Consider the following 22,470-nt stretch of genomic DNA (forward strand, 5'->3'; position numbering starts at 1 on the left):
GTCGATCATAGGAAGTGACGCGAGGCTTGGAAAGCGCCGACTTCGCGCTTCGAGCACCAGGTGGCAGAGCGGGGCCATCCTAGGGGATCGCCGCTTGCGGTAGCACTATGGCAACGGGGCGAAGAGGGCCTCGATATCCTCGGGGTTGAGTTGCCAGCCGGCTGCGCTTCCGGCATCGAGCACGCCTGCGGCCAGTTCGGCCTTGCGCGCTTGCAGCTGCTGGATCTTTTCCTCGACGGTGTCGCGCGCGATGAGCTTGTAAACGAAAACCGGTTTGTCCTGGCCGATGCGGTGCGCGCGGTCGGTGGCCTGGTTCTCCGCCGCCGGATTCCACCAGGGGTCGTAATGGATCACGGTGTCGGCGGCGGTCAGGTTCAGTCCGGTACCGCCAGCCTTGAGGCTGATCAGGAACAGCGGCACTTCACCTGCCTGGAAGCGCCGTACCGGGGTGCGACGGTCTTGGGTATCGCCGGTGATCTGGACATAGTCGATCGCCCTGGCGCGCAGTTCCTGCTCAATCAGCGCGAGCATCGAGGTGAACTGGGAGAACAGCAGGATACGGCGACCTTCGTCGAGTTGTTCGGTGAGCAGGTCCATCAGGCTGTCGAGCTTGCCCGAGGTGCTCGCGCGTGACGAACTGACCGTCTCCCCCTTGACCAGCCGAAGATCACAGCAGACCTGGCGCAGCTTGAGCAGCGCATCGAGTATGACGATCTGGCTGCGCGCCAGACCCTTGCTGTCGATCTCCTGTCGAACCTTGCTGTCCATGGCGAGCCGGACGGTTTCGTAGAGATCGCGTTGCGCCGGGCTGAGCTCGACCCAATGGGTGATCTCTGTCTTGGCCGGTAGCTCGTGTGCCACCTGTTCCTTCCGCCGCCTGAGCAGGAAGGGTCTGATCCGCGAGGTCAGGTGCTGCAGGCGGTCGCTGTCGCCGTTTTTCTCGATGGGGTTGCGATAGTCACGGTTGAACCGCTTGGCGTCGCCCAGCCATCCGGGCATGAGGAAGTTGAACAGCGACCAGAGTTCGCCCAGGTGGTTTTCCAATGGCGTGCCGGTGAGGCACAGGCGCTGGCGTGCCTCGAGCCGACCGGCTGCTTGCGCGGCCTTGCTGCTGGCATTCTTGATGTTCTGCGCTTCGTCGAGCACCAGCAGGTGCAAGGGGGTTTCAGCGAGCCGGTCGATGTCCCGCGGCAGCAGCGCATAAGTCGTCAGCAGCACGTCGTAATCGTCAAGACGCTGATACTGCTGCCGACGCGTGGCGCCGTGCAGCGTGGCGACCCTCAAGCCTGGCGTGAAGCGCGCGGCTTCGTCCTGCCAATTGGGAATCAGACTGGTCGGCATGACCACCAGCGAAGGGCGATCCATACGCCCTGATTCCTTTTCCAGCAGCAGGTGAGCCAGCGTCTGCAGCGTCTTGCCCAGGCCCATGTCATCACCGAGCACACCGCCGGCCCCAAGCTTTCGAAGCGTCTGCATCCAGCGCAGGCCATCGAGTTGATAAGGGCGCATCTGGGCCTTCAACCCCCGTGGGCTGGCTACCGGCTGTTGGCGGTAGTCACGCAGCCGCCGGCCGAACTCGCGGAGCTGTTCGCCGCCGTTCCACTTCAGTTCCAGCGCGTCGAGCTGGGCCAGCCGCGCGGCATCGGCACGCTCCAGGCGAAGCGGCTCTGTGCCTGCGCGTTCACGCAGATAGAGCTCCGAGAGGGTGCTCAGTATGGGTTTCAGGCGGCCAAACGGCAGCAACACCTGTACTGGCTGGCCATCGTCGTCACGGCGCTTGTCGAGCTGCACGCGCAACGTCTCGTCGTCGGCTCGTTGGCTAAGCGCTTGAGGGGACAGCAGGGCGGGATTGCGCCGGATGAGCCCCAGCAAAACCGGTAGCAGGCTGATCCGCTCGCCCTCGACGATTATGCCGAGCTCGAGGTCGAACCAGCTGTGTTCCGGCGATTCATCGACGTCGACATACCAGGCGTCTACCGGCGTGAGGTCGTAGGCGAAGCCGGGCTGCATGACGATCTGCCAACCCTCCTCGCGAAGCGGTTGCAGCTGTGTTTGGGTGAACTGTAGCCAGGCCGCCTCGTTGGGCAGTTCGAACATCTCGGCCGAATCCTTCGGCAGCGCCTGGCTTTGGCGTAGCGCTGGTCGAAAACCCAGGCTCTTCATTCGCAGGCGCAGTGCCTGTTCGGCATCGGGCTGTCGGGCGATGTTGCGCACTTGCGCGCCCTGGGCGTCACGAACGCGCTGGTCGGGCCTGGCCTTGCCGTGGACACTGGCCTTGCCATAGAGGAAGCTCAGGCCCGCGCGGTGCTGGTGCTCGCCAACCATGCGCCCGCTGCCAGGCTGGTAGTTGACCGCATGGTGGCTGCCGAGCGTCAGGCGGGGCGTCGGTGGGAGATCGTCGATCTGCTGCTCCTGGGGCCTCGGAGGCGCGGGAAGCTGAGGTGCGATCTCGTTGAGCGTCAGGCTGAACAGCGTCGCCTGGGCCGACGGAACCGACGGCGCTTCGAGCAGGTGGCGCGCCAGCGATGTCGGCAGGCCGTGCTCGATGAGGCCCATCTCCTGGGTCGTTTCGTCGAGGTAGTAGAGCGGGTCGACCGACCGCAGGGGCTTGCCGTGTGGGTCCGCCATGTCCAGTTCGGCTTCGAAGCTGCCGTCGGTCTGCTGGTTCCAGTTGAAGCGAGCCTGTCGCGGCGCGCCTAGCCGCAGCGCCGGTTGCTCCCACTGCACGAAGGCGCGACCGGTCTCAATAATCAGGCGCAGCGTCTCGCCGCCATTCTCCCCGGCGAGCCTGAAACCGAAGCCGCTGGGGCTGCACAAGCCGAGCAGCGCCGCGATTCGCAGGTCCAGCGGTTGCATGAAGGCGGGCTTGCGAAAGCTGGCTTCGCGAATTCCGTAATAGGGTTGGCGCTCACCCCAGCTGCCGTCCTTGTGCAGCCGACATTTGAACGCCTCGATGACAAGGTCTGGCAGAACACGATAATGAACGCACCAACCGTGCTCCGCGGGAAGGCCGTCGCTCAGCGCCTGGGGCAGTTGTGAAAGCCAGTGCTCCAGGGTGCCAGGGAAGCCGGCGCCTTCCGGCTCGCTGGCTTCGGGCTCGCGTTCGGCCTGTTGTTCCAGTGTCAGGATGAGCGCGACGCAATGCTTGCAGTTCAGGCCCACCGGGCAGTTGCAGATGCAGCTGAGCGTGCCGTCGCGCGATAGCTGCAAGGATTGCCGGTACGAAACCTCACCAGAACCGATGCAGCTGCCTTCGACGAATTGCTCCGTTTCGCGCAGGATCCTGACGCGCCGTTCCGCCGCGTAACCTTGCCCCCTGGCGAGCGCGTTTTCGGAGAACGGCAAGCGCCAGGCCGGCGGCAGCGAAGGCAGGAATCTACCCGGCATCGGAAGGGCAATCCTGCGCAGGAAGGTTGTGGGCGCGGTGCATCAGGTGCCCGACGCCAGGCGTTCGAGCAGCGCTTCGAGGGTGTTGAAGCGCTCTTCCGGCCGTTCCATCGGCACCTGGAACTTGAACACCGTGGCCCCTTCGAACTTGTAGCGCTTGGGTTGGCTCTGGATCAGCTTGATCAGCACCATCGGATCGACCTTGGTGTCCGCAGCGAATTCGATGCGCCCGCCCTGCGGCCCGGCGTCGATCTTGGTGATCCCGAGTTTCTCCGCGTGCAGCTTGAGCAATGTCAGGCGAACCAGGTGTTTGGTCGGTTCCGGCAGCAGGCCGAAACGGTCGATCATCTCGACCTGTAGCTCCTTGAGCCCATCCTCGTCGGTGGCGTTGGCTATCCGCTTGTAGAGGATAAGCCGCGCGTGTACGTCCGGCAGGTAGTCCTCGGGAATCAGTGCGGGCATGCGCAGGTTGATCTCCGGACCACCGCCCAACGGCTGGTCGAGATTGGGCTGCTCGCCTTTCTGAATCGCCTTGACCGCGCGCTCGAGCATTTCCATATATAGGGTGAAGCCAACGGCCTGGATCTGACCGCTCTGGCCTTCGCCAAGCAGTTCGCCCGCGCCGCGGATTTCCAGGTCATGGGTGGCCAGGACGAAGCCGGCGCCCAGGTCCTGCGCATTGGCGATCGCTTCCAGGCGCTTCTGCGCATCGTCGGTCATGCCTTTGCGGGGCGGGGTGAGCAAGTAGGCATAGGCCTGGTGGTGGCTGCGGCCAACGCGGCCGCGCAGCTGGTGCAGCTGCGCCAGGCCGAACTTGTCGGCGCGCTCGATGATAATGGTGTTGGCACTAGGCACGTCGATGCCGGTCTCGATGATGGTCGAGGCGACCAGCACGTTGAAGCGCTTGTGGTAGAAGTCGCCCATCACCTGCTCGAGTTCGCGCTCGCGCATCTGGCCGTGGCCAACACCGATGCGCGCCTCCGGCACCAGCGCGGCGAGATCGGCGGCGCACTTCTCGATGGTCTTCACATCGTTGTGCAGGTAGTAGACCTGACCGCCGCGCAGCAGCTCGCGCAACAGGGCTTCCTTGATGACCGCGTCCTGCTGCTCCATGACGAAGGTGCGCACCGACAACCGGCGGGCCGGTGGCGTGGCGATGATCGACAGGTCACGCATGCCGGCGACAGCCATGTTCAGTGTCCGCGGGATCGGCGTTGCGGTGAGCGTGAGGATGTCGACCTCGCTGCGCAGCGCCTTGAGTTGCTCTTTTTGACGGACACCGAAACGGTGTTCCTCATCGATGATCACGAGGCCGAGGTTGGTGAACTTGACGTCGTCCTGCAGCAGCTTGTGGGTGCCGATGAGGATGTCGACCTTGCCTTCGGCGAGCTCCTGCACAGCGCCCTGGATCTCCTTGGCCGATTTGAAGCGGCTCATCACTTCGACGCGCACCGGCCAGTCGGCGAAACGGTCGCGGAAGCTGTTGTAGTGCTGTTGGGCGAGCAGGGTGGTTGGTACCAGCACGGCGACCTGTTTGCCGCTGTGGACGGCGATGAAGGCGGCGCGCATGGCCACTTCGGTCTTGCCGAAACCGACGTCGCCGCAGATCAGGCGATCCATTGGCCTGGCCGCGAGCATGTCGCTGCGCACGGCTTCGATGGCGGCTTGCTGGTCCGGCGTCTCCTCGAAGGGGAAACCGGCGCTGAAGGCCTCGTAGTCGACCTGCGGGTCCTGGAAGGCGTGGCCTTTGCGCGCGGCACGTCGGGCGTAGATGTCGAGCAGCTCGGCCGCCACGTCGCGAACCTGCTCGGCGGCCTTGCGCTTGGCCTTCTGCCAGGTTTCGGAGCCCAGTCGGTGAAGCGGGGCCAGCGCATCGTCACTGCCGGTATAGCGCGCGATCAGATGCAGGCTGGAAACCGGCACGTAGAGCTTGGCTTCGTCGGCGTATTGCAGCATTAGAAACTCGGCCGCCTGGCCTTCAATTTCCAGCGTGACCAGTCCCTGGTAGCGACCGACGCCATGGTCGATGTGCACCACCGGCGCGCCTTCGCGCAGCTCGGTGAGGTTCTTGATGACGTTCTCGCCGGCGTCGCGGGTCTTTTCGCGTCGCCGCCGCTGCATGATGCGCTGGCCGAACAGCGGGCTTTCGGCGATCAGCGCCAGCGCCGGGTCCTGCAGCAGCAGGCCGTCGTCCAGCGGAGCAATCGTGATCGCCAGCCGTTCCTGGCTGGTGACGAACTGTGGCCAGCCACTGACCTCCTGCGGGCGCAACTTGAGCCGTGCGAGCAATTCGAGGAGCACCTCGCGGCGCCCGGCCGACTCGGCGGTGAACAGCACGCGGCCGGGGAACTCCTCGAGGAAACGCCTCAGAGCACCCAGCGGTTCGCTGGCCTTGGCGTCGATCGCCAGCTCCGGAAAGCGCTGCGCAGGGAAGCGTTCGCGTCCGATGCCAGGCTCGACGTCGTCCTGGCCCGCGACCACACGTGGCCAGCTCTTGAGTCGGGAGAAGCAATCCTCGACCGGAACGAACAGGTCGGCGGGCGGCAGCAGCGGGCGTTCCGGGTCGACACGGCGATCCTCGTAGCGAGTCCGCACGTCCTTCCAGAACTGCTCGGCAGCCTGTTCGATGCCGGGCAGGGAAAACACCTGGGTGTCTTCCGGCAAGTAGTCGAACAGCGTGGAGGTTTCGTCGAAGAACAGCGGCAGGTAATACTCGATGCCCGCGGGGGTGATGCCGGTCGACAGGTCCTGGTAGACGGGGCACCGGCGAAAGTCCACGTCGAAGCGTTCGCGGAAGCGTGCGCGAAAGCCGGTCACCGATTCCTTCTTCACCGGAAACTCGCGCGCTGGCAACAGCCGGATCGATTCCACCTTGTCGATCGAGCGCTGGTTTTCCGGATCGAAGGTGCGCAGGGTCTCGATCTCGTCATCGAACAGGTCGATGCGGTAGGGCAGGGCACTGCCCATGGGAAACAGATCGATCAGCGCACCGCGCACCGCGAACTCGCCGTGTTCGTAGACGGTGTCGACACAGCGATATCCCGCCGCCTCCAGCCGCAAGCGCATCTGCTCCACATCGAGCTTCTGGCCGACGTCGAGCACCAGGCTCGAACCGAGCAGAAAGCGCTTGGGGGCGAGCCTGTGTAGCGCGGTGGTGATCGGAACTACCAGTACGCCATGGGTGAGTTCGGGTAATTGATAAAGCGTGGCGATCCGCTGCGAAATGATGTCCTGGTGCGGCGAAAAAACATCATAAGGAAGCGTTTCCCAGTCTGGGAAATGCAGCACGGGCAGTTCGGGTGCAAAGAAGGCGAGTTCTTCCTGCAGGCGTTCGGCGCTCTGGCTGTCGGCGGTGATGAGGAGGGTGAATCGCTCTGCGTTGCTGGCCGCTTCGGCAATGGCAAGGCTCAGCGCGGCTCCGGGAAGGTTGCCCCATAGTTGCTTGCCGCTTGCGGCAGGCATGGGCGGAAGGCGCAATACGGACACGAGTGGGCGTGGCTCCGGTCATAAAAAATGGACCGCGAGGATTGTAACTATCCGCGCGGGACGCTGTCAGTGTTTCCGCTGCACAGATTGCCCGCGCTAGGGTGCGCCGGCATAATGTAGCCCTTTTTCTCAGCCCCTACATGTTGGAAGGAACTGCCCGTGACTCAGAAGCCCGACCAGTGTCTTGGTGAATGGATTGATCGAGAAGCCCTCGCCGAAGCGATGATTCCGCTGATTGGTCAGCTGTATCGTAACAACAACGTGGTGACTTCCATCTACGGCCGTGGCCTGATCAATCGCTCGGTGATCGCGCTGCTCAAGGCGCATCGTTTTGCACGCCATCGTCAGGCTGACGAGGCCGAACTCTCGGTCAACGAAACTCATCAGATCCTGACCACCATGAGCAAGATGGACCTGGGTGCTGCGTCGGTCGATCTGGGCAAGCTGGTCGCCAAGTTCAAGGCCGAGGGCAATGGCCGTAGCCTCGATCAGTTCGTACGCGACGAGTTGGCCGAGGTGGCGGGCAAGCGCAACACCACGGGTGTACACAAGGGGACGGACGTCGTGCTCTATGGCTTCGGCCGCATCGGTCGCCTGCTGGCGCGTATCCTGATCGAGAAGACCGGTGGTGGGGATGGCCTGCGTCTGCGTGCGATCGTTGTGCGCAAGGGCGCCGAAAATGACCTGGTCAAGCGTGCCAGCCTGCTGCGCCGCGATTCCGTGCACGGCCCGTTCGACGGCACCATTCACGTCGATGCCGAGAACAACACGATCACGGCAAACGGCAATCTGATCCAGGTGATCTACTCGAACGACCCGTCGTCGGTCGACTACACCCAGTACGGAATCGAAAATGCACTGCTGGTCGACAACACTGGTAAGTGGCGCGATGCGGAAGGTCTCGGCCAGCATCTCAAGTGTCCGGGTGTGGCTCGTGTCGTGCTGACGGCACCTGGCAAGGGCGAGCTGAAGAACATCGTCCATGGCATCAACCATGGCGAGATCACGGCGGACGACAAGATCATCTCGGCTGCTTCCTGCACCACCAATGCCATCGTGCCGGTGCTGAAGGCGGTCAACGACCAGTTCGGCATCGTCAACGGTCACGTCGAGACCGTCCACTCCTACACCAATGACCAGAACCTGATCGACAACTTCCATAAAGGCAGTCGTCGCGGTCGCAGTGCAGCGCTGAACATGGTCATCACCGAAACCGGCGCCGCCACCGCCGCGGCCAAGGCGCTGCCGGTGCTCAAAGGCAAGCTGACGGGTAACGCCATCCGCGTGCCGACGCCGAACGTGTCCATGGCCATCCTTAACCTGAATCTGGAAAAGGCGACCTCTCGCGACGAGATCAACGAGTACCTGCGCCAGATGGCCATGCATTCGGACCTGCAGAAGCAGATCGATTTCGTCAGTTCCCAGGAAGTCGTTTCGACCGACTTCGTCGGGTCGCGTTACGCCGGTGTGGTGGACGCCGAAGCGACCATCTGCAGCGACAATCGCGTCGTGCTGTATGTCTGGTACGACAACGAATTCGGCTACAGCTGCCAGGTGGTACGTGTAATGGAAGACATGGCTGGGGTCAACCCGCCGGCTTTCCCCCGCTAAGGGTTCGCTGCAAAAGACGGGAGCTTCGGCTCCCGTTTTGCTTTTTTCAGCCGTGTTTTGCTCTCTGAGCGCGTTGCGCATGATAGACCGCCAATTTCGACCGCTTGTCCTCAGTCAAAATTTTGAAAGACCTTGGGTGGTCAGTGGCGGGTCGCGACCTCTATAATCGGGCGGATTTCTACCTGGGTCCGCGGCATAGCGTCGCGCTGATATCGCATCAGCGCGTGTTGTGCAATTCAACTTTGCGCTAGACCGCGAGGCTCGTAAAAAAGCATTCAAAATCAGTGGTTAGGCGAACCGATGATCAATATAAAACGTGGGCTAGATCTGCCCATTGCAGGTGCGCCGGCGCAGCGTATCGAGGCCGGCAGGCCTGTGCGAAGCGTCGCCGTAATAGGGTTTGACTACCCTGGCATGAAGCCGACCATGGACGTGCAGGTTGGTGATCGCGTCAAGCTGGGGCAGGTGCTGTTTTCGGACAAGAAGACACCGGGCGTGTCCTTCACCGCACCTGGTGCTGGCGTGGTCAGTGCCATTCACCGGGGCGAGAAGCGTGTTCTGCAGTCGGTGGTCATCGACCTCGAAGGCTCCGAGGAGCTGACGTTCAACCAGTACGGCGACGCAGAGCTGGGGAATTTGAGCGATGCCCAGGTTCGCGAGAATCTGCAGCAGTCCGGCCTCTGGGTGGCCCTGCGCACCCGGCCGTACAGCAAGGTCCCCGCTGTCGATGCGGTCCCTCATTCGATTTTCGTGACCGCGATCGATACCCACCCGCTGGCGGCCGACCCGGCTGTGGTCATTGCTGAACGCAGTGCCGAATTCGAGGCCGGGCTCAAGGTGCTGGCGCGTCTGGGCAAGGTCTTTCTCTGCAAGGCCGAAGATGCTTCCATCCCAGGTCAGCAACTGGCCAATGTCCAGACCGAGAGTTTCGCCGGCCCTCACCCTGCCGGACTGGCCGGAACGCACATCCACTTTCTCGACCCGGTCAGTGCCAGCAAGAGCGTATGGTCCATTGGTTATCAGGACGTCATCGCCATTGGCGCGCTGTTCACTACCGGCCGACTGTCGGTAGAGCGCGTGATTTCGCTCGCCGGCCCGGTGGTGGAAAAGCCGCGTCTGATTCGCGCGCGTCTGGGCGCCAACCTCGATGAGCTGACGGCTGGGGAACTCCAGCCGGGCGTGAACCGCGTGGTGTCTGGATCGGTATTGGGCGGCCGCACCGCACATGGTGCCTTTGCTTTCCTCGGCCGTTACCACCAGCAAATTTCCTGTCTGCGCGAGGGCAAGGAGCGCGAGATGCTGCATTACCTGCGCGCCGGTTCCGACAAGCATTCGATCCTCAACATCTATATCTCCAAGCTGATGGGCGGCAAGAAGTTCGCGTTCTCCACGTCGACCAACGGTAGCCCGCGCGCCATGGTGCCGGTGGGCAACTATGAGGAGGTCATGCCGCTCGACATTCTGCCAACCCAGCTGCTGCGGTCGCTGATCGTCGGCGACACCGAGGTGGCTCAGAAACTCGGGTGCCTGGAGCTCGACGAAGAGGATCTGGCGCTGTGCACCTATGTCTGTGCCGGCAAATATGAATACGGCCCGATCCTGCGGGACAATCTGACCCGCATCGAGAAGGAGGGTTAAGGCATGGGCATTCGCGCATTCCTCGACAAGATCGAGCATCACTTCGAAAAGGGCGGCAAATACGAGAAGTGGTACGCACTGTACGAAGCGGCCGATACCTTTCTCTACCGTCCTGGCAGCGTAACCAAGACCACCGCCCACGTGCGCGACGGCATCGACCTCAAGCGGATGATGATCACCGTCTGGCTCTGCACCTTCCCGGCGATGTTCTTCGGCATGTGGAACACCGGCTATCAGGCCAACCTGATCTACGCCCAGAACCCCGATCTGCTGACACAACAGGCCGGCTGGCATATGGCGCTAATCAGCGCGCTCGCGGGTTTCGACCCCAACAGCCTGTGGGATAACTTCATCCAGGGTGCCGCCTATTTCCTCCCGGTGTATGCGGTCACCTTCATCGTTGGCGGATTCTGGGAAGTGCTGTTCGCGTCGATCCGCAAGCACGAGGTAAACGAAGGCTTCTTCGTGACCTCGGTGCTGTTCGCCTTGACGCTGCCGCCGAGCATCCCGTTGTGGCAGGTCGCCTTGGGCATCAGCTTCGGTATCGTGATCGGCAAGGAGATCTTCGGCGGTACCGGGAAGAACTTCCTCAACCCCGCTCTAACCGGGCGAGCGTTCCTGTTCTTCGCCTATCCGGCGCAGATGTCGGGTGATGAGGTCTGGACCGCCGTCGATGGTTTTGCTGGCGCCACGGCCCTGAGCCTGAGTTTTGCAGGCGGCATTGAAAACGTCGTCGAAAGCGGGATCTCCTGGATGGACGCCTTCGTCGGAACCATTCACGGTTCGATCGGTGAAACCAGCACGCTGGCAATCTTCATCGGCGGTGCAGTATTGCTGGCCACCAAGATCGCCTCGATGCGCATCGTCGCCGGCACGATGATCGGCCTGATCGCGATCAGCACACTGTTCAATCTGATCGGCTCCGATACCAACGCGATGTTCGCCATGCCTTGGTACTGGCACATGGTGGTCGGCGGGTTTGCCTTTGGCCTGATCTTCATGACCACCGACCCGGTGTCGGCGACCATGACCAATACCGGTAAATGGGTCTACGGCATTCTCATCGGTGTGATGGTGGTGCTGATCCGTGTAGTCAACCCGGCCTTCCCGGAGGGCATGATGCTGGCGATTCTGTTCGCCAACCTCTGTGCACCCTTGATTGACCATTTTGTCATCCAGGCCAATATCAAGCGGAGGCTGGCACGCAATGTCTAGTCAAAAAGAATCCACTGCCCGCACGTTGGTGGTGGCCCTGTTGGTCTGTCTGGTGTGCTCGGTCTTCGTCGCTGGCGCAGCGGTAGCGCTTCGCCCGACCCAGTTGGAAAACCGCCAGCTGGACAAGCAACGCAGCATCCTGGCCATCGCCGGCCTCGGTGAGGTAGGCATGTCGGCCAATCAGGTAAAGACCTTGTACGGCGAGCGAATCGTCGCGCGTCTGGTTGATCTGGAAACCGGCAAGTTCAGCGACGAATTCGACCCGAACAGCTTCGACCCCCTGGTCGCAGCGAAGGACCCTGAACTGTCCCAGGCCCTGCCGGGCGAAGAGGACATCGCTTCGATCAAGCGGCGCGAGCGTTACAGCGTCGTCTATATCGTGGAGGAGAACGGTGAGCTCGATACGCTGATCATGCCGGTCCGTGGTTACGGACTCTGGTCGACGCTGTATGGCTTCATCGCGGTCAAGGGCGACCTCAACACTGTCGAAGGCCTGGGTTTCTACCAGCATGGCGAGACCCCGGGTCTCGGCGGCGAGGTCGATAATCCCAAATGGCGTAGCCAGTGGCAGGGCAAGGAGCTCTTCAACGACGACGGCAACCTGGCCATTCAAGTGGTCAAGGGCGGCGTCGATCCGCAAAGTCCGCGAGCCGACCATCAGGTCGATGCTCTGGCCGGCGCAACCCTGACCAGTAACGGTGTGAACAATCTGTTGCGCTTCTGGTTGGGCGAAGACGGCTTCGGTCCATTTATCGCTCATCTGCGCGATGGGGAGGCTTGATCATGTCGCAACCCACAATCAAGGAAGTCCTGTTCAATCCGGTCTTCAACAACAACCCCATCGGCCTGCAGATCCTCGGGATCTGCTCGGCCCTGGCGGTCACCTCCAACCTCAAGACGGCGTTGGTCATGTCGGTCGCGCTGACCTTGGTGGTGGCGTTTTCCAACCTCTTCATTTCGCTGATCCGCAGCCAGATCCCCGGTTCGATCCGCATGATCGTGCAGATGGTGATCATCGCTTCGCTGGTGATCCTCGTCGACCAGGTGCTGAAAGCCTATGCCTTCAGTCTGTCCAAACAGCTGTCGGTGTTCGTCGGCCTGATCATCACGAACTGCATCGTGATGGGGCGTGCCGAAGCCTTTGCCATGCAGAACCCGCCCATGCTGTCGTTCTTCGACGGGTTGGGTAACGGCCTGGGCTACAGCGCCATGTTGATCGCCCTCGGGATCATCCGCGAGCTGTTCGGGGCCGGTAAGCTGATGGGTTACACCATCCTTCCCGTGGTCAACGACGGTGGCTGGTACCTGCCCAACGGCATGATGCTGCTGCCGCCTTCGGCGTTCTTCCTTATCGGCCTGTTTATCTGGGGCATCCGTAGCTGGAAGAAGGAACAGATCGAGAAGCCGTCCTTCAAGATGGCCCCGCAAGTCTCGAACAAGGAGGCTTATTAATGGAGCATTACATCAGCCTATTCGTCCGCGCCGTGTTCATCGAGAACATGGCCCTGGCGTTCTTCCTTGGCATGTGTACCTTCATCGCGATTTCCAAGAAGGTGGAAACGGCGATTGGATTGGGCATCGCGGTCATCGTGGTGCAGACCATCACGGTGCCGGCCAATAACCTGATCTACACCTACCTGCTCAAGGCCGGCGCGCTGTCCTGGGCCGGCCTGCCGGAAGTCGACCTGAGCTTTCTCGGTTTGTTGAGCTACATCGGTGTGATTGCGGCGATCGTGCAGATCCTCGAGATGACGCTCGACAAGTACGTACCCAGCCTCTACAACGCGCTGGGTGTGTTCCTGCCGTTGATCACCGTGAACTGCGCCATCATGGGTGGCACGCTGTTCATGGTCGAGCGGGACTACAATCTGGCGGAAAGTACCGTATACGGCGTTGGCTCCGGCCTCTCCTGGGCCTTGGCTATTGCACTGCTTGCCGGCATTCGCGAGAAACTCAAGTACAGCGATGTACCGGATGGTCTGCAGGGGCTTGGGATCACCTTCATCACCATCGGACTGATGTCGCTGGGCTTCATGTCTTTCTCTGGCGTACAGCTGTAAGGACGGGATGAACTGATGAGTTACGAAATTTTCCTCGCCATCGGCATGTTCACCGCCATCGTGCTTGCGCTGGTGGTGATCATCCTCGCGGCGCGCGCCAAGCTGGTATCGAGTGGCGACGTCAACATCGAGATCAACGGCGAACGCACCATTACCGTTCCGGCCGGCGGCAAACTGTTGCAGACGCTGGCTGCGAACAACATCTTCCTCTCATCCGCTTGCGGTGGCGGCGGCACCTGCGCGCAGTGCAAGTGCATCGTCGAGAGTGGCGGCGGCGAAATGCTGCCGACCGAGGAGTCGCACTTCACCCGTCGTGAGGCCGGTGAGGGATGGCGTCTGTCCTGCCAGACCCCGGTCAAGGCGGACATGAAGATCGAGGTCCCGGAAGAAGTCTTCGGCGTGAAGAAGTGGGAGTGCACGGTGGAGTCCAATCCCAACGTGGCCACCTTCATCAAGGAGCTGACGCTTCGCCTGCCGGAAGGCGAGAACGTCGATTTCCGCGCGGGTGGCTATGTCCAGTTGGAGTGCCCGCCGCACACTGTGAAATACAAGGATTTCGACATCCAGCCTGAATTCCGTGGCGACTGGGACAAGTTCGACCTCTGGAAGTACGTGTCCAAGGTCGACGAGACCACGATCCGCGCCTACTCGATGGCCAACTATCCGGAAGAGAAGGGCATCGTGAAGTTCAATATTCGCGTGGCCTCTCCGCCCCCCGGCCGTGACGACCTGCCGCCGGGCAAGATGTCTTCCTGGGTATTCAGCCTCAAGCCGGGCGACAAGGTGACAGTCTATGGGCCTTTCGGTGAGTTCTTCGCCAAGGATACCGATGCGGAGATGGTGTTCATCGGCGGCGGCGCCGGCATGGCCCCGATGCGCTCCCACATCTTCGATCAGCTCAAGCGGCTGAAGTCCAAGCGCAAGATGAGCTTCTGGTACGGCGCGCGTTCCATGCGCGAAGCCTTCTACGTCGAGGAATACGATCAGCTGCAGGCCGAGAACGAGAACTTCAAGTGGCACTTGGCGCTGTCCGATCCGCTGCCCGAAGACAATTGGGAAGGCCCGACCGGCTTCATCCACAACGTGTTGTACGAGAACTACCTCAAGGACCATCCGGCCCCCGAGGATTGCGAGTTCTATATGTGCGGCCCGCCCATGATGAACGCCTCGGTGATCAAGATGCTCACCGAGCTTGGCGTCGAACCGGAAAACATCCTGCTTGACGACTTCGGCGGATAGCATGGTTCGGGCGTCACTACGGCCCGTCATCGTTGTCGCTCTGGCGGCAGCCCTGACGGGCTGTCTTTTTCAGGACAAGCTCGAGACGTTCGCCGGCCCGACCATGGGCAGCACCTACACGGTCAAGTACGTTGCACATGCGGACGTTCCCGCAAAGGAGCAGCTGCAGCGCGAGATCGAGACGATACTGGCTGATATCGATCAGCAGATGTCGACCTACCGGTCCGATTCGGATATCGAGGTTTTCAACGCACTGCCGGCCGGCTCATGCAAATCGATGCCCGCCGGGATACTGGAACTGGTCGAGGCCGGGCAGCGACTGTCGGATGACAGTGACGGGGCATTCGACCTGACCGTCGAGCCGCTGCTCAATCTCTGGGGCTTCGGCCCACAGGGCCGCGGCGAGGTGGTACCTACCGCTGAGCAGATTGCCGATACCATGCAGCGGGTCGGGCAGCGCCATCTGCGAATCGATGGCGAGCAGCTGTGCAAGGACGCGGCAGTCGAAGTGGACTTCAACAGCATCGCCGCCGGTTACGCGGTCGACAAGGTTTCGGCCCGCCTCGAAGCCGCGGGTGTACAGAGCTACCTGGTCGAGATCACCGGGGAGCTGCGCGCAGAAGGGCGCAAGCCGGACGGTTCCGCCTGGCGCGTGGCCATCGAGGCACCCAGGGACAATGAGCGCGTGGCTCAGCGGATCATCGAGCTGGACGGATTAGGCGTCTCCACGTCCGGTGATTACCGCAATTATTTCGAGCGTGACGGCAAGCGCTACTCCCATACACTCGACCCGCTGACCGGGGCGCCGATCGAGCATCGTCTGGCCGCCGTGACGGTAGTGGATAAATCGACCTTGAGGGCAGACGGGTTGTCTACCCTGCTCATGGTGCTCGGGCCCGAACGGGGTCTGGCCTATGCCACGCAACGGGATATCGCAGCGTTCTTCGTGATTCACGAGGGGCAAGAATTCATCAGCAAGAGCACCGAGGCTTTCGATGAGCTCTTCGGTGCGGGAGCAGAGCAATGACCTGGTTATTGGTATTCGTCATCATGCTGCTGGTCGTCTTTGGTATGGCTATTGGCGTGATCATGGGGCGCAAGCCCATTGCAGGGTCCTGCGGTGGTATCGCCAACCTCGGCATCGAGAAGGAATGCTCGATTTGCGGAGGCAGCCGCGAGAAGTGCGAAGAAGTGAACGAGCAGGCGAAGCAGGGCGCAAAAGCTGATCTCGCGTACGACGCGACCAGACGCTAAGCCAAGGGCGACTCATAAGCTCATACCGGCGCTGAACCGGATCGATTCAGCGTTCAGCGGCTGGTTGAGGCAACCCGCATGCAGGCGTTGCCTGAGACAGTCGATTTTTGTTAGCTGCGGCGGGGGGTGCCTGTCGCTTCAGGGGTGAATATGGCGGTTTACAACTACGATGTGGTGATACTGGGTTCAGGTCCTGCCGGAGAGGGCGCCGCGATGAATGCGGTCAAGGCAGGGCGCAAGGTAGCGGTTGTCGACAGCCGGCCCCATGTGGGGGGCAACTCCACCCATCTTGGGACCATCCCTTCGAAAGCGCTGCGCCACTCGGTGCGGCAGATCATGCAGTACAACAACAATCCGTTGTTCCGCCAGATTGGTGAGCCGCGCTGGTTCTCCTTCCCAGATGTACTCAAGAGTGCCGAAAGCGTGATCGCCAAGCAGGTGACCTCGCGTACGGGCTACTACGCACGCAATCGAATCGACCTGTTCTTCGGAACGGCTAGCTTCTCCGACGAGCAGACCGTCGAGGTCGTCAGCGTCAATGGCATGGTCGAGAAACTGGTGGCCAACCAGTTCATCATCGCGACGGGTTCGCGCCCCTATCGGCCGTCCGACATCGACTTTTCGCACCCGCGCATCTATGACAGCGACACCATCCTGACCCTGAGCCACACGCCCCGTCGGCTGATCATTTACGGAGCGGGCGTAATTGGTTCTGAATATGCGTCGATTTTCAGTGGTCTTGGCGTACTGGTCGATCTGATCGACAACCGCGACCAGTTGCTGAGCTTTCTCGATGACGAAATTTCCGATGCGCTCAGCTATCACCTGCGCAACAACAACGTGTTGATTCGCCATCGCGAGGAGTACGAGCGCGTCGAAGGCGTCGACAACGGGGTCATCCTGCACCTGAAGTCCGGCAAGAAGATCAAGGCGGATGCCTTCCTCTGGTGCAATGGGCGTACCGGCAACACGGACAAGCTCGCGCTGGAAAACATCGGGCTGAAGGTCAACAGCCGTGGGCAGGTTCAGGTCGACGAGCACTACCGCACCGAGGTTGGCAATATCTATGCTGCCGGTGATGTGATCGGTTGGCCGTCGCTGGCGAGCGCAGCTTATGACCAGGGCCGTTCGGCGGCCGGCAGCATTGTCGACAACGACAGCTGGCGCTTCGTGGACGACGTCCCAACCGGGATTTACACCATTCCCGAGATCAGCTCGATCGGAAAGAACGAGCGTGAGCTCACCGAGGCCAAGATCCCGTACGAAGTCGGCAAGGCGTTTTTCAAGAGCATGGCTCGCGCGCAGATTTCGGCCGAACCGGTCGGGATGCTGAAGATACTCTTCCATCGCGAGACCCTGGCGGTCCTGGGCGTGCATTGCTTCGGTTACCAGGCTTCGGAAATCGTGCATATCGGCCAGGCCATCATGAACCAGCCCGGCGAAGCCAATACCATCAAGTACTTCATCAACACGACGTTCAACTACCCGACGATGGCGGAGGCCTATCGCGTCGCGGCGTTCGACGGACTCAACCGGCTTTTTTGAGCGGCTCCGACCGGTGGCCTGAGCCGGTCGGAGAGGATTCCCGGACGTGGCGTTGGCCCAATCGGGAAAGTTTCTAGCTCAGGTACAGGGGCCGCCGCGAGGCGGCCCGCTTCTTTCAGCCCCTGCTGCGCAGGGTGCTGACGGCCAGGCCCGGGAAGTCGGTGATCAGGCTGTCTACGCCGAAGTCGGCCAACCGGCGCATGAGCGCAGGCTCATTCACGGTCCACACCGACACATGCAACCCTTGCTGTTGCGCCTTCGCGATCCGTTCGGGGGTGCATAGCGTCCATTTCAGGACGAGGTAGTCGCATCCATATTGCTGCGCAACCTTGATGGGGTCGAGCCAGGCATATTCGGCCACCAGCCCGCACGACAGCTCCGGCGTCAGCCGCTTGAGCGCGCGCAAGACCTCCCGTGACCCGGACGTGACGGTGATACGGTCGAGCAAGCCGTGCTGCTCGGCGAGAGCCTTGATCGCCTGCACGGAACGTGCGGCACGTACGCGAGAGGCGCTTTTGACTTCGAGTTGCCAGTGTTCGAAGTCACATCGTTCGAACAGCTCAGCCAGACGGGGGATGGGGCAGGGCTGTTTCCATCCCGGTCCACCATGGCGTGCATCCAGGCGCACCAGATCTTCGGCTTCTTGCTCGACGACCTTGCCCCGGCGCCCCGTGGTGCGCTTGAGGGTCGGGTCGTGTATGACCATCAGCTCGCCGTCCTTTGACAAGTGAAGGTCCAGCTCGCAACGGCGAACCCCGTGCGCAAGGCATTGTTGGAAACTGGTCAGGGTATTTTCGGGCGCTTCGCCCTTGGCGCCTCGGTGGCCGTAGATGAGTGTCACAGTGGTCTTTCTCGCTGTGCTAGGGGACCTGTCCCGCGACTGCGGGTTGACGGTGTCGAACGCTGTTGATGACCCGGTTGCCCTCGAAGTAGACCGAGAACTCGCGGTAATCCCAGCGCGTGATGGGCGGTTGACCCACCGGTGGATGCTCCTCGTCCGCCAGGCCGAAACGGTCCAGAACGCGATTCTTCGAATCGCCGCGGTCCGGCAGCTCGATGCTGGGCGAACCCTGCTGACCGACTGGAATCCGGATGACCTCGGCGCTGGCGGGTGCGCAGAGCAGCAGGGTGATCAACGAGAAGAGGAGGTGGCGCATATCAGGTTCCTTGCAGTGATTCGCGGGCCAGGCGCCGTTGCGTCGCCTGTTTCTGCAGGATATGGCGTGCCAGCAATTGCCGCTGTGCATCAGTCAGCGCTTCGAAGGATGTACCGATGCTGAAGCCCCCGTCAGGCAGAGGCTGGCAGCTGGCGATGCGTGCCCAGAGCAGCATCCCGAGGCCTTGCGGCATCAGCATCATCTTCAAGCGCCAGGTCGAGCCTTCATCAAGCGACTGGTCATGAACGAAGCTGACACCGCCTTCCGACAGGACCACCTCGCGCGTCGCGCCTAGGTCCTTCAAAAAGGTCTGCGCCAGCGCCTGGCCGAGCAGGTCGATGCGCTTGTTCTGTACCTTGAGGTAGCTGGCCAGGGTACGGTTACGCTCGCCGATCTGGCGGAGCAGGTGCTGGGCCTCGAACTCCATTTGATTGAGTTCGGCGAGCAGGTCGAAGAGTTTCTCCGATCCATCCTTGCTGGCAGGGGCGTTAGGGGTGGTTTCGTCCGGAGGCAGGATTTCCAGTGCGATGACGTCCTCGATGCGATAGTATTCGCGTCGGTCTTCGATGTCTTCTGTAGGCATGTCGATCCCTGGGCTGCAGTGTTGGCTTGAGTGTATCAGGCCGCCTGGCCGCGTCATTCAGCTTGTTTCCGCCAGCGAAAGCGAACCCATCGATTTATGTTCAGACCGCTGTCCGTGTATATCGGGGCACGTTACACACGCGCCAGACGTCGCAGCCTCTTCGTTTCGTTCATTTCCTTCACATCCATGATCGGATTGGCGCTCGGTGTGCTGGTCATGATTGTCGTGCTGTCGGTGATGAACGGCTTCGATCATGAAATGCGCACCCGTGTGCTGGGCATGGTTCCGCATGCAACGGTCGAAAGTCCGGTGCCCATCGACGACTGGCGCGCTGTCGGCGAACGCCTTGTCGCTCACCCTCAGGTTGAAGCGGTCGCCCCTTTCATCCAGATGCAGGGACTGCTGACCAATCGCGGCCGGGTAAGCAAGACCTTGATCAATGCGGTCGATCCGGCAATGGAATCGCAGGTGTCGATCATCGGGCAATTTTTCCGCGAAGGGTCGCTCGAATCGCTCAAGCCAGGTGAGTTCGGCATCGTCCTGGGCGACAGCGCGGCCCAGAAACTTGGCGTTGGAGTCGGTGACAAGGTTACCTTCGTCGCACCGGAAGTCACGGTGACACCTGCGGGCGTCTTTCCGCGGATGAAGCGTTTTACCGTTCAGGGCATCTTCCATGTAGGGGCGGGGGAGATCGATGGCCACGTCGCCATGGCCAACATTTCCGATCTCGCACGGCTGCACCGCTGGCGCCCCGACCAGGTCCAGGGGCTGCGTCTGCGTTTCACTGACCTCTTTCAGGCGCCGCGCATTGCCTGGGAGCTGGCTGGCAACCTGGGCGACGATTTCTACTCGCGCGACTGGACCCGTACTCACGGCAACCTGTATCAGGCCATTCGCATGGAAAAGGCGATGATTGGGCTGTTGCTGCTGCTGATCGTCGCGGTCGCCGCCTTCAACATCATTTCGACACTGGTGATGGTCGTGACCGACAAGCGCGGCGACATCGCCATCCTGCGTACGCTTGGCGCCACACCGCGGCAGATCATGGCGATCTTCATGGTGCAGGGCACCGTGATCGGCGTCGTCGGAACGCTGGTCGGCGCCGTGCTTGGGATTGTCGCAGCGCTTAATGTCAGTGCCTGGATTTCCGCACTGGAGAAGCTGATCGGGCATAAATTCCTGAGTGCGGACGTCTATTTCATCGACTACCTGCCGTCTCGGCTGATGACGGCGGACGTCGTCCAGGTCTGCGTGGCGGCATTGGTCCTGAGTTTTCTCGCCACCCTGTACCCGGCCTGGCGCGCGGCGCGTACCCAGCCAGCCGAGGCACTACGTTATGAGTGAACGGGTTATGAATGAATGGTCACCTGACCAGGCGGTTCTGAGCTGCCGCAACCTCGGCAAGCGATACGAGCAGGGGCCCGAATCGGTCAGTGTGCTGGCCGGCCTGCAGCTGGAGCTCTATCCCGGGCAGCGAGTCGCCATCGTTGGCACCTCCGGTTCGGGCAAGAGCACCTTGCTCAATCTGCTGGGCGGCCTCGATACGCCGAGTGAGGGAAGTGTCTGGTTGGCCGGGGAAGAACTCTCGGCCCTGAGCGAAAAAGACCGCGGGCTGCTGCGAAATCGTGCGCTGGGCTTCGTCTATCAGTTCCATCACCTGTTGCCTGAGTTCACCGCGCTGGAAAACGTTTGCATGCCTCTGTTGATCGGCAAGGTGTCGATCCCCGAGGCACGCACCCGCGCACGTGACCTGCTTACCCGTGTCGGCCTGGGTCACCGGCTCGCTCATAAACCGTCCGAACTGTCTGGCGGCGAGCGCCAACGTGTCGCCATTGCGCGTGCGCTGGCCAACCAGCCGGCGCTGGTCCTGCTGGACGAGCCCACTGGCAATCTCGACCACCACACCGCCCAGGGTATCCAGGACCTGATGCTTGAGCTCAGCACGTCGCTGCGTACCGCCTTTCTTGTCGTGACGCACGATCCGCAGCTTGCCGGGCAGATGGACAAGGTGCTGCGCCTCGAAGACGGCCGCTTGGTGGAGGCCTGATGTTCAGACCCTTGAGCATCTTCATTGGCAGCCGCTACACGCGGGCCAAGCGCCGTAACCACTTCATATCCTTTATCTCGCTGACGTCGATGATCGGACTGGCGCTGGGCGTGCTGGCAATGATCATGGTCTTGTCGGTCATGAACGGCTTCCAGCGGGAGATGAGCAACCGAATCCTTGGAATGGTGCCGCATGCGGTGATCACCGGTGCGGGCCAGCCACTGAATGACTGGCAAGCGGTAGCCAAGCAGCTCGACGGGCATCCGCAGGTGCTAGGAACGGCGCCGGTCACGCAGCTTGAGGGCATGCTGTCGTTCAAAGGCAACATGCAGCCGATCGAGATCAACGGTGTCGATCCCGAGGCTGAAGGCGAGGTGTCGATTCTCGGTTCAAGGATGATTGGTGGTCGTCTGGAGGACCTGCGCGCGGGCGAGTCGGGGGTCATCCTCGGCTTGATGACCGCGCGGCGTTTCGGGCTGCGGATCGGCGACAAGCTCACCCTCATCGTGCCGGAACTCAGCGATGCGCCCGGTGGGGTCACGCCCCGCATGCAGCGGCTGAACGTCGTGGGCGTGTTCAAGGTGGGTGCCGAGCTGGATGGCAGCTTGGCCATGATCCATCGCGCTGATGCGGCACGTATCCAGAAGTGGGATCCCGAGCAGGTCGAGGGTGTCAGGGTGCGTTTGGCCGATCTCTACCAGGCGCCCATGGTGGCGAGCGAACTGGCAACGACGATGGGCGAGGGATATCGCGCCCGTGACTGGTCGATGACCCAGGGCAGTCTGTTCAGTGCCATGAAGATGGAGAAGACCATGATCGGCCTGCTGTTACTGCTGATCGTCGCCGTCGCGGCCTTCAACATCATCGCGACGCTGATCATGGTGGTGGCTGACAAGCGCGCCGATATCGCGATTCTGCGGACCTTGGGTGCGACGCCGCGTCAGATCATGACGATCTTCATGGTGCAGGGCAGCATCATCGGCTTGACCGGGACGCTCATCGGCATGGTGCTCGGGGTGTTCGGCGCACTCAATGTCAGCGCCTTGGTCGGTTGGCTGGAGCGGGTGACGGGGCAGCACATCTTCAGCTCGGATGTGTATTTCATCAATACGCTACCGTCGGAGCTTCGCCTGGAAGATGTCCTGCTGGTCACGCTGGCGGCCCTGGTGCTCAGCTTTCTGGCGACGCTTTACCCAGCCTGGCGCGCCGCTCAGACCCAGCCGGCCGAGGCCTTGCGCTACGAATAGA

The 22,470-nt window shown here is 61.7% G+C and carries 18 protein-coding genes; 13 read left to right on the forward strand and 5 right to left on the reverse strand.

Annotated features, from left to right (window positions below):
* Positions 1 to 105 precede the first annotated feature (105 nt).
* Both MST27_RS13120 and mfd read right to left on the reverse strand, forming a co-directional pair.
* On the reverse strand, positions 106 to 2,448 hold the full coding sequence (locus MST27_RS13120) for a DEAD/DEAH box helicase (protein WP_243606646.1): 2,343 nt from the start codon (positions 2,446 to 2,448) through the stop codon (positions 106 to 108).
* A gap of 981 nt (positions 2,449 to 3,429) precedes the next feature.
* Positions 3,430 to 6,873, reverse strand: coding sequence for a transcription-repair coupling factor (gene mfd, locus MST27_RS13125; protein ID WP_243606395.1), 3,444 nt, complete (start codon positions 6,871 to 6,873; stop codon positions 3,430 to 3,432).
* A gap of 159 nt (positions 6,874 to 7,032) precedes the next feature.
* Here mfd and MST27_RS13130 point away from each other — a divergent pair, with 159 nt between their 5' ends.
* The 10 genes from MST27_RS13130 (at position 7,033) to sthA (ending at position 17,435) form a co-directional block, all read left to right on the forward strand.
* A complete protein-coding gene (locus MST27_RS13130) occupies positions 7,033 to 8,484 on the forward strand; it encodes a glyceraldehyde-3-phosphate dehydrogenase (RefSeq protein WP_243606396.1) in 1,452 nt (483 codons plus the stop codon).
* 300 nt (positions 8,485 to 8,784) lie between these two features.
* The gene (locus MST27_RS13135; RefSeq protein WP_243606397.1) at positions 8,785 to 10,122 is read left to right on the forward strand and encodes a Na(+)-translocating NADH-quinone reductase subunit A; all 1,338 of its coding nucleotides are present in this window, start codon (positions 8,785 to 8,787) and stop codon (positions 10,120 to 10,122) included.
* A gap of 3 nt (positions 10,123 to 10,125) precedes the next feature.
* Complete coding sequence (locus tag MST27_RS13140; protein WP_243606398.1) at positions 10,126 to 11,337, forward strand: NADH:ubiquinone reductase (Na(+)-transporting) subunit B; 1,212 nt, start codon at positions 10,126 to 10,128, stop codon at positions 11,335 to 11,337.
* A complete protein-coding gene (locus tag MST27_RS13145) occupies positions 11,330 to 12,118 on the forward strand; it encodes a Na(+)-translocating NADH-quinone reductase subunit C (RefSeq protein WP_243606399.1) in 789 nt (262 codons plus the stop codon). Before MST27_RS13140 ends, MST27_RS13145 begins: the two co-directional genes overlap by 8 nt.
* A complete protein-coding gene (locus MST27_RS13150; protein WP_243606400.1) occupies positions 12,115 to 12,789 on the forward strand; it encodes an NADH:ubiquinone reductase (Na(+)-transporting) subunit D in 675 nt (224 codons plus the stop codon). Before MST27_RS13145 ends, MST27_RS13150 begins: the two co-directional genes overlap by 4 nt.
* Positions 12,789 to 13,397, forward strand: a complete 609-nt coding sequence (gene nqrE, locus MST27_RS13155; RefSeq protein ID WP_122165194.1) for an NADH:ubiquinone reductase (Na(+)-transporting) subunit E — start codon at positions 12,789 to 12,791, stop codon at positions 13,395 to 13,397. The genes MST27_RS13150 and nqrE overlap by 1 nt, the downstream gene beginning before the upstream one ends.
* 12 nt (positions 13,398 to 13,409) lie before the next feature.
* Complete coding sequence (gene nqrF, locus MST27_RS13160; protein WP_243606647.1) at positions 13,410 to 14,636, forward strand: NADH:ubiquinone reductase (Na(+)-transporting) subunit F; 1,227 nt, start codon at positions 13,410 to 13,412, stop codon at positions 14,634 to 14,636.
* 103 nt (positions 14,637 to 14,739) lie between these two features.
* The gene (locus tag MST27_RS13165) at positions 14,740 to 15,663 is read left to right on the forward strand and encodes an FAD:protein FMN transferase (RefSeq protein ID WP_243606648.1); all 924 of its coding nucleotides are present in this window, start codon (positions 14,740 to 14,742) and stop codon (positions 15,661 to 15,663) included.
* On the forward strand, positions 15,660 to 15,890 hold the full coding sequence (nqrM, locus tag MST27_RS13170) for a (Na+)-NQR maturation NqrM (protein WP_243606401.1): 231 nt from the start codon (positions 15,660 to 15,662) through the stop codon (positions 15,888 to 15,890). Before MST27_RS13165 ends, nqrM begins: the two co-directional genes overlap by 4 nt.
* 150 nt (positions 15,891 to 16,040) lie before the next feature.
* Positions 16,041 to 17,435 (forward strand): Si-specific NAD(P)(+) transhydrogenase, encoded by a 1,395-nt coding sequence (sthA, locus tag MST27_RS13175; RefSeq protein WP_243606402.1) that lies wholly within the window; start codon positions 16,041 to 16,043, stop codon positions 17,433 to 17,435.
* 115 nt (positions 17,436 to 17,550) lie between these two features.
* Here the strand turns inward: sthA and MST27_RS13180 are convergent, their stop codons facing one another.
* Genes MST27_RS13180 through MST27_RS13190 form a run of 3 tightly spaced genes read right to left on the reverse strand, consistent with a single transcriptional unit; the run spans position 17,551 to position 19,175 of the window.
* On the reverse strand, positions 17,551 to 18,276 hold the full coding sequence (locus tag MST27_RS13180; protein WP_243606403.1) for a glycerophosphodiester phosphodiesterase: 726 nt from the start codon (positions 18,274 to 18,276) through the stop codon (positions 17,551 to 17,553).
* Between the two features lie 19 nt (positions 18,277 to 18,295).
* Positions 18,296 to 18,592: a phosphodiesterase gene (locus tag MST27_RS13185; RefSeq protein WP_243606404.1), complete on the reverse strand. Its 297-nt coding sequence runs from the start codon at positions 18,590 to 18,592 to the stop codon at positions 18,296 to 18,298.
* Position 18,593: 1 nt separating this feature from the next.
* Positions 18,594 to 19,175 carry a PilZ domain-containing protein gene (locus MST27_RS13190; RefSeq protein WP_243606405.1) on the reverse strand — a complete coding sequence of 194 codons (582 nt, stop codon included), beginning with the start codon at positions 19,173 to 19,175 and terminating at the stop codon, positions 18,594 to 18,596.
* 96 nt (positions 19,176 to 19,271) lie between these two features.
* Here MST27_RS13190 and MST27_RS13195 point away from each other — a divergent pair, with 96 nt between their 5' ends.
* Genes MST27_RS13195 through MST27_RS13205 form a run of 3 tightly spaced genes read left to right on the forward strand, consistent with a single transcriptional unit; the run spans position 19,272 to position 22,469 of the window.
* Positions 19,272 to 20,519 (forward strand): lipoprotein-releasing ABC transporter permease subunit, encoded by a 1,248-nt coding sequence (locus MST27_RS13195; protein WP_243606406.1) that lies wholly within the window; start codon positions 19,272 to 19,274, stop codon positions 20,517 to 20,519.
* A gap of 7 nt (positions 20,520 to 20,526) precedes the next feature.
* Complete coding sequence (gene lolD, locus MST27_RS13200) at positions 20,527 to 21,222, forward strand: lipoprotein-releasing ABC transporter ATP-binding protein LolD (protein ID WP_420864247.1); 696 nt, start codon at positions 20,527 to 20,529, stop codon at positions 21,220 to 21,222.
* Entirely contained in the window at positions 21,222 to 22,469 is a 1,248-nt protein-coding gene (locus MST27_RS13205) for a lipoprotein-releasing ABC transporter permease subunit (protein ID WP_243606408.1), read from the forward strand. Before lolD ends, MST27_RS13205 begins: the two co-directional genes overlap by 1 nt.
* Position 22,470 lies beyond the last annotated feature (1 nt).

Origin of the sequence: Stutzerimonas marianensis (assembly GCF_022810315.1) — a bacterium.
Lineage (GTDB): Bacteria > Pseudomonadota > Gammaproteobacteria > Pseudomonadales > Pseudomonadaceae > Stutzerimonas > Stutzerimonas marianensis.

Coding starts and splice junctions, on each gene's coding strand:
- MST27_RS13135 (WP_243606397.1), top strand. CDS start 8,785: ATGATCAATATAAAACGTGGGCTAGATCTGCCCATTGCAGGTGCGCCG.
- MST27_RS13140 (WP_243606398.1), top strand. CDS start 10,126: ATGGGCATTCGCGCATTCCTCGACAAGATCGAGCATCACTTCGAAAAG.
- MST27_RS13145 (WP_243606399.1), top strand. CDS start 11,330: ATGTCTAGTCAAAAAGAATCCACTGCCCGCACGTTGGTGGTGGCCCTG.
- nqrE (WP_122165194.1), top strand. CDS start 12,789: ATGGAGCATTACATCAGCCTATTCGTCCGCGCCGTGTTCATCGAGAAC.
- MST27_RS13165 (WP_243606648.1), top strand. CDS start 14,740: ATGGGCAGCACCTACACGGTCAAGTACGTTGCACATGCGGACGTTCCC.
- nqrM (WP_243606401.1), top strand. CDS start 15,660: ATGACCTGGTTATTGGTATTCGTCATCATGCTGCTGGTCGTCTTTGGT.
- sthA (WP_243606402.1), top strand. CDS start 16,041: ATGGCGGTTTACAACTACGATGTGGTGATACTGGGTTCAGGTCCTGCC.
- MST27_RS13185 (WP_243606404.1), bottom strand. CDS start 18,592: ATGCGCCACCTCCTCTTCTCGTTGATCACCCTGCTGCTCTGCGCACCC.
- MST27_RS13190 (WP_243606405.1), bottom strand. CDS start 19,175: ATGCCTACAGAAGACATCGAAGACCGACGCGAATACTATCGCATCGAG.
- MST27_RS13195 (WP_243606406.1), top strand. CDS start 19,272: ATGTTCAGACCGCTGTCCGTGTATATCGGGGCACGTTACACACGCGCC.
- lolD (WP_420864247.1), top strand. CDS start 20,527: ATGAATGAATGGTCACCTGACCAGGCGGTTCTGAGCTGCCGCAACCTC.
- MST27_RS13205 (WP_243606408.1), top strand. CDS start 21,222: ATGTTCAGACCCTTGAGCATCTTCATTGGCAGCCGCTACACGCGGGCC.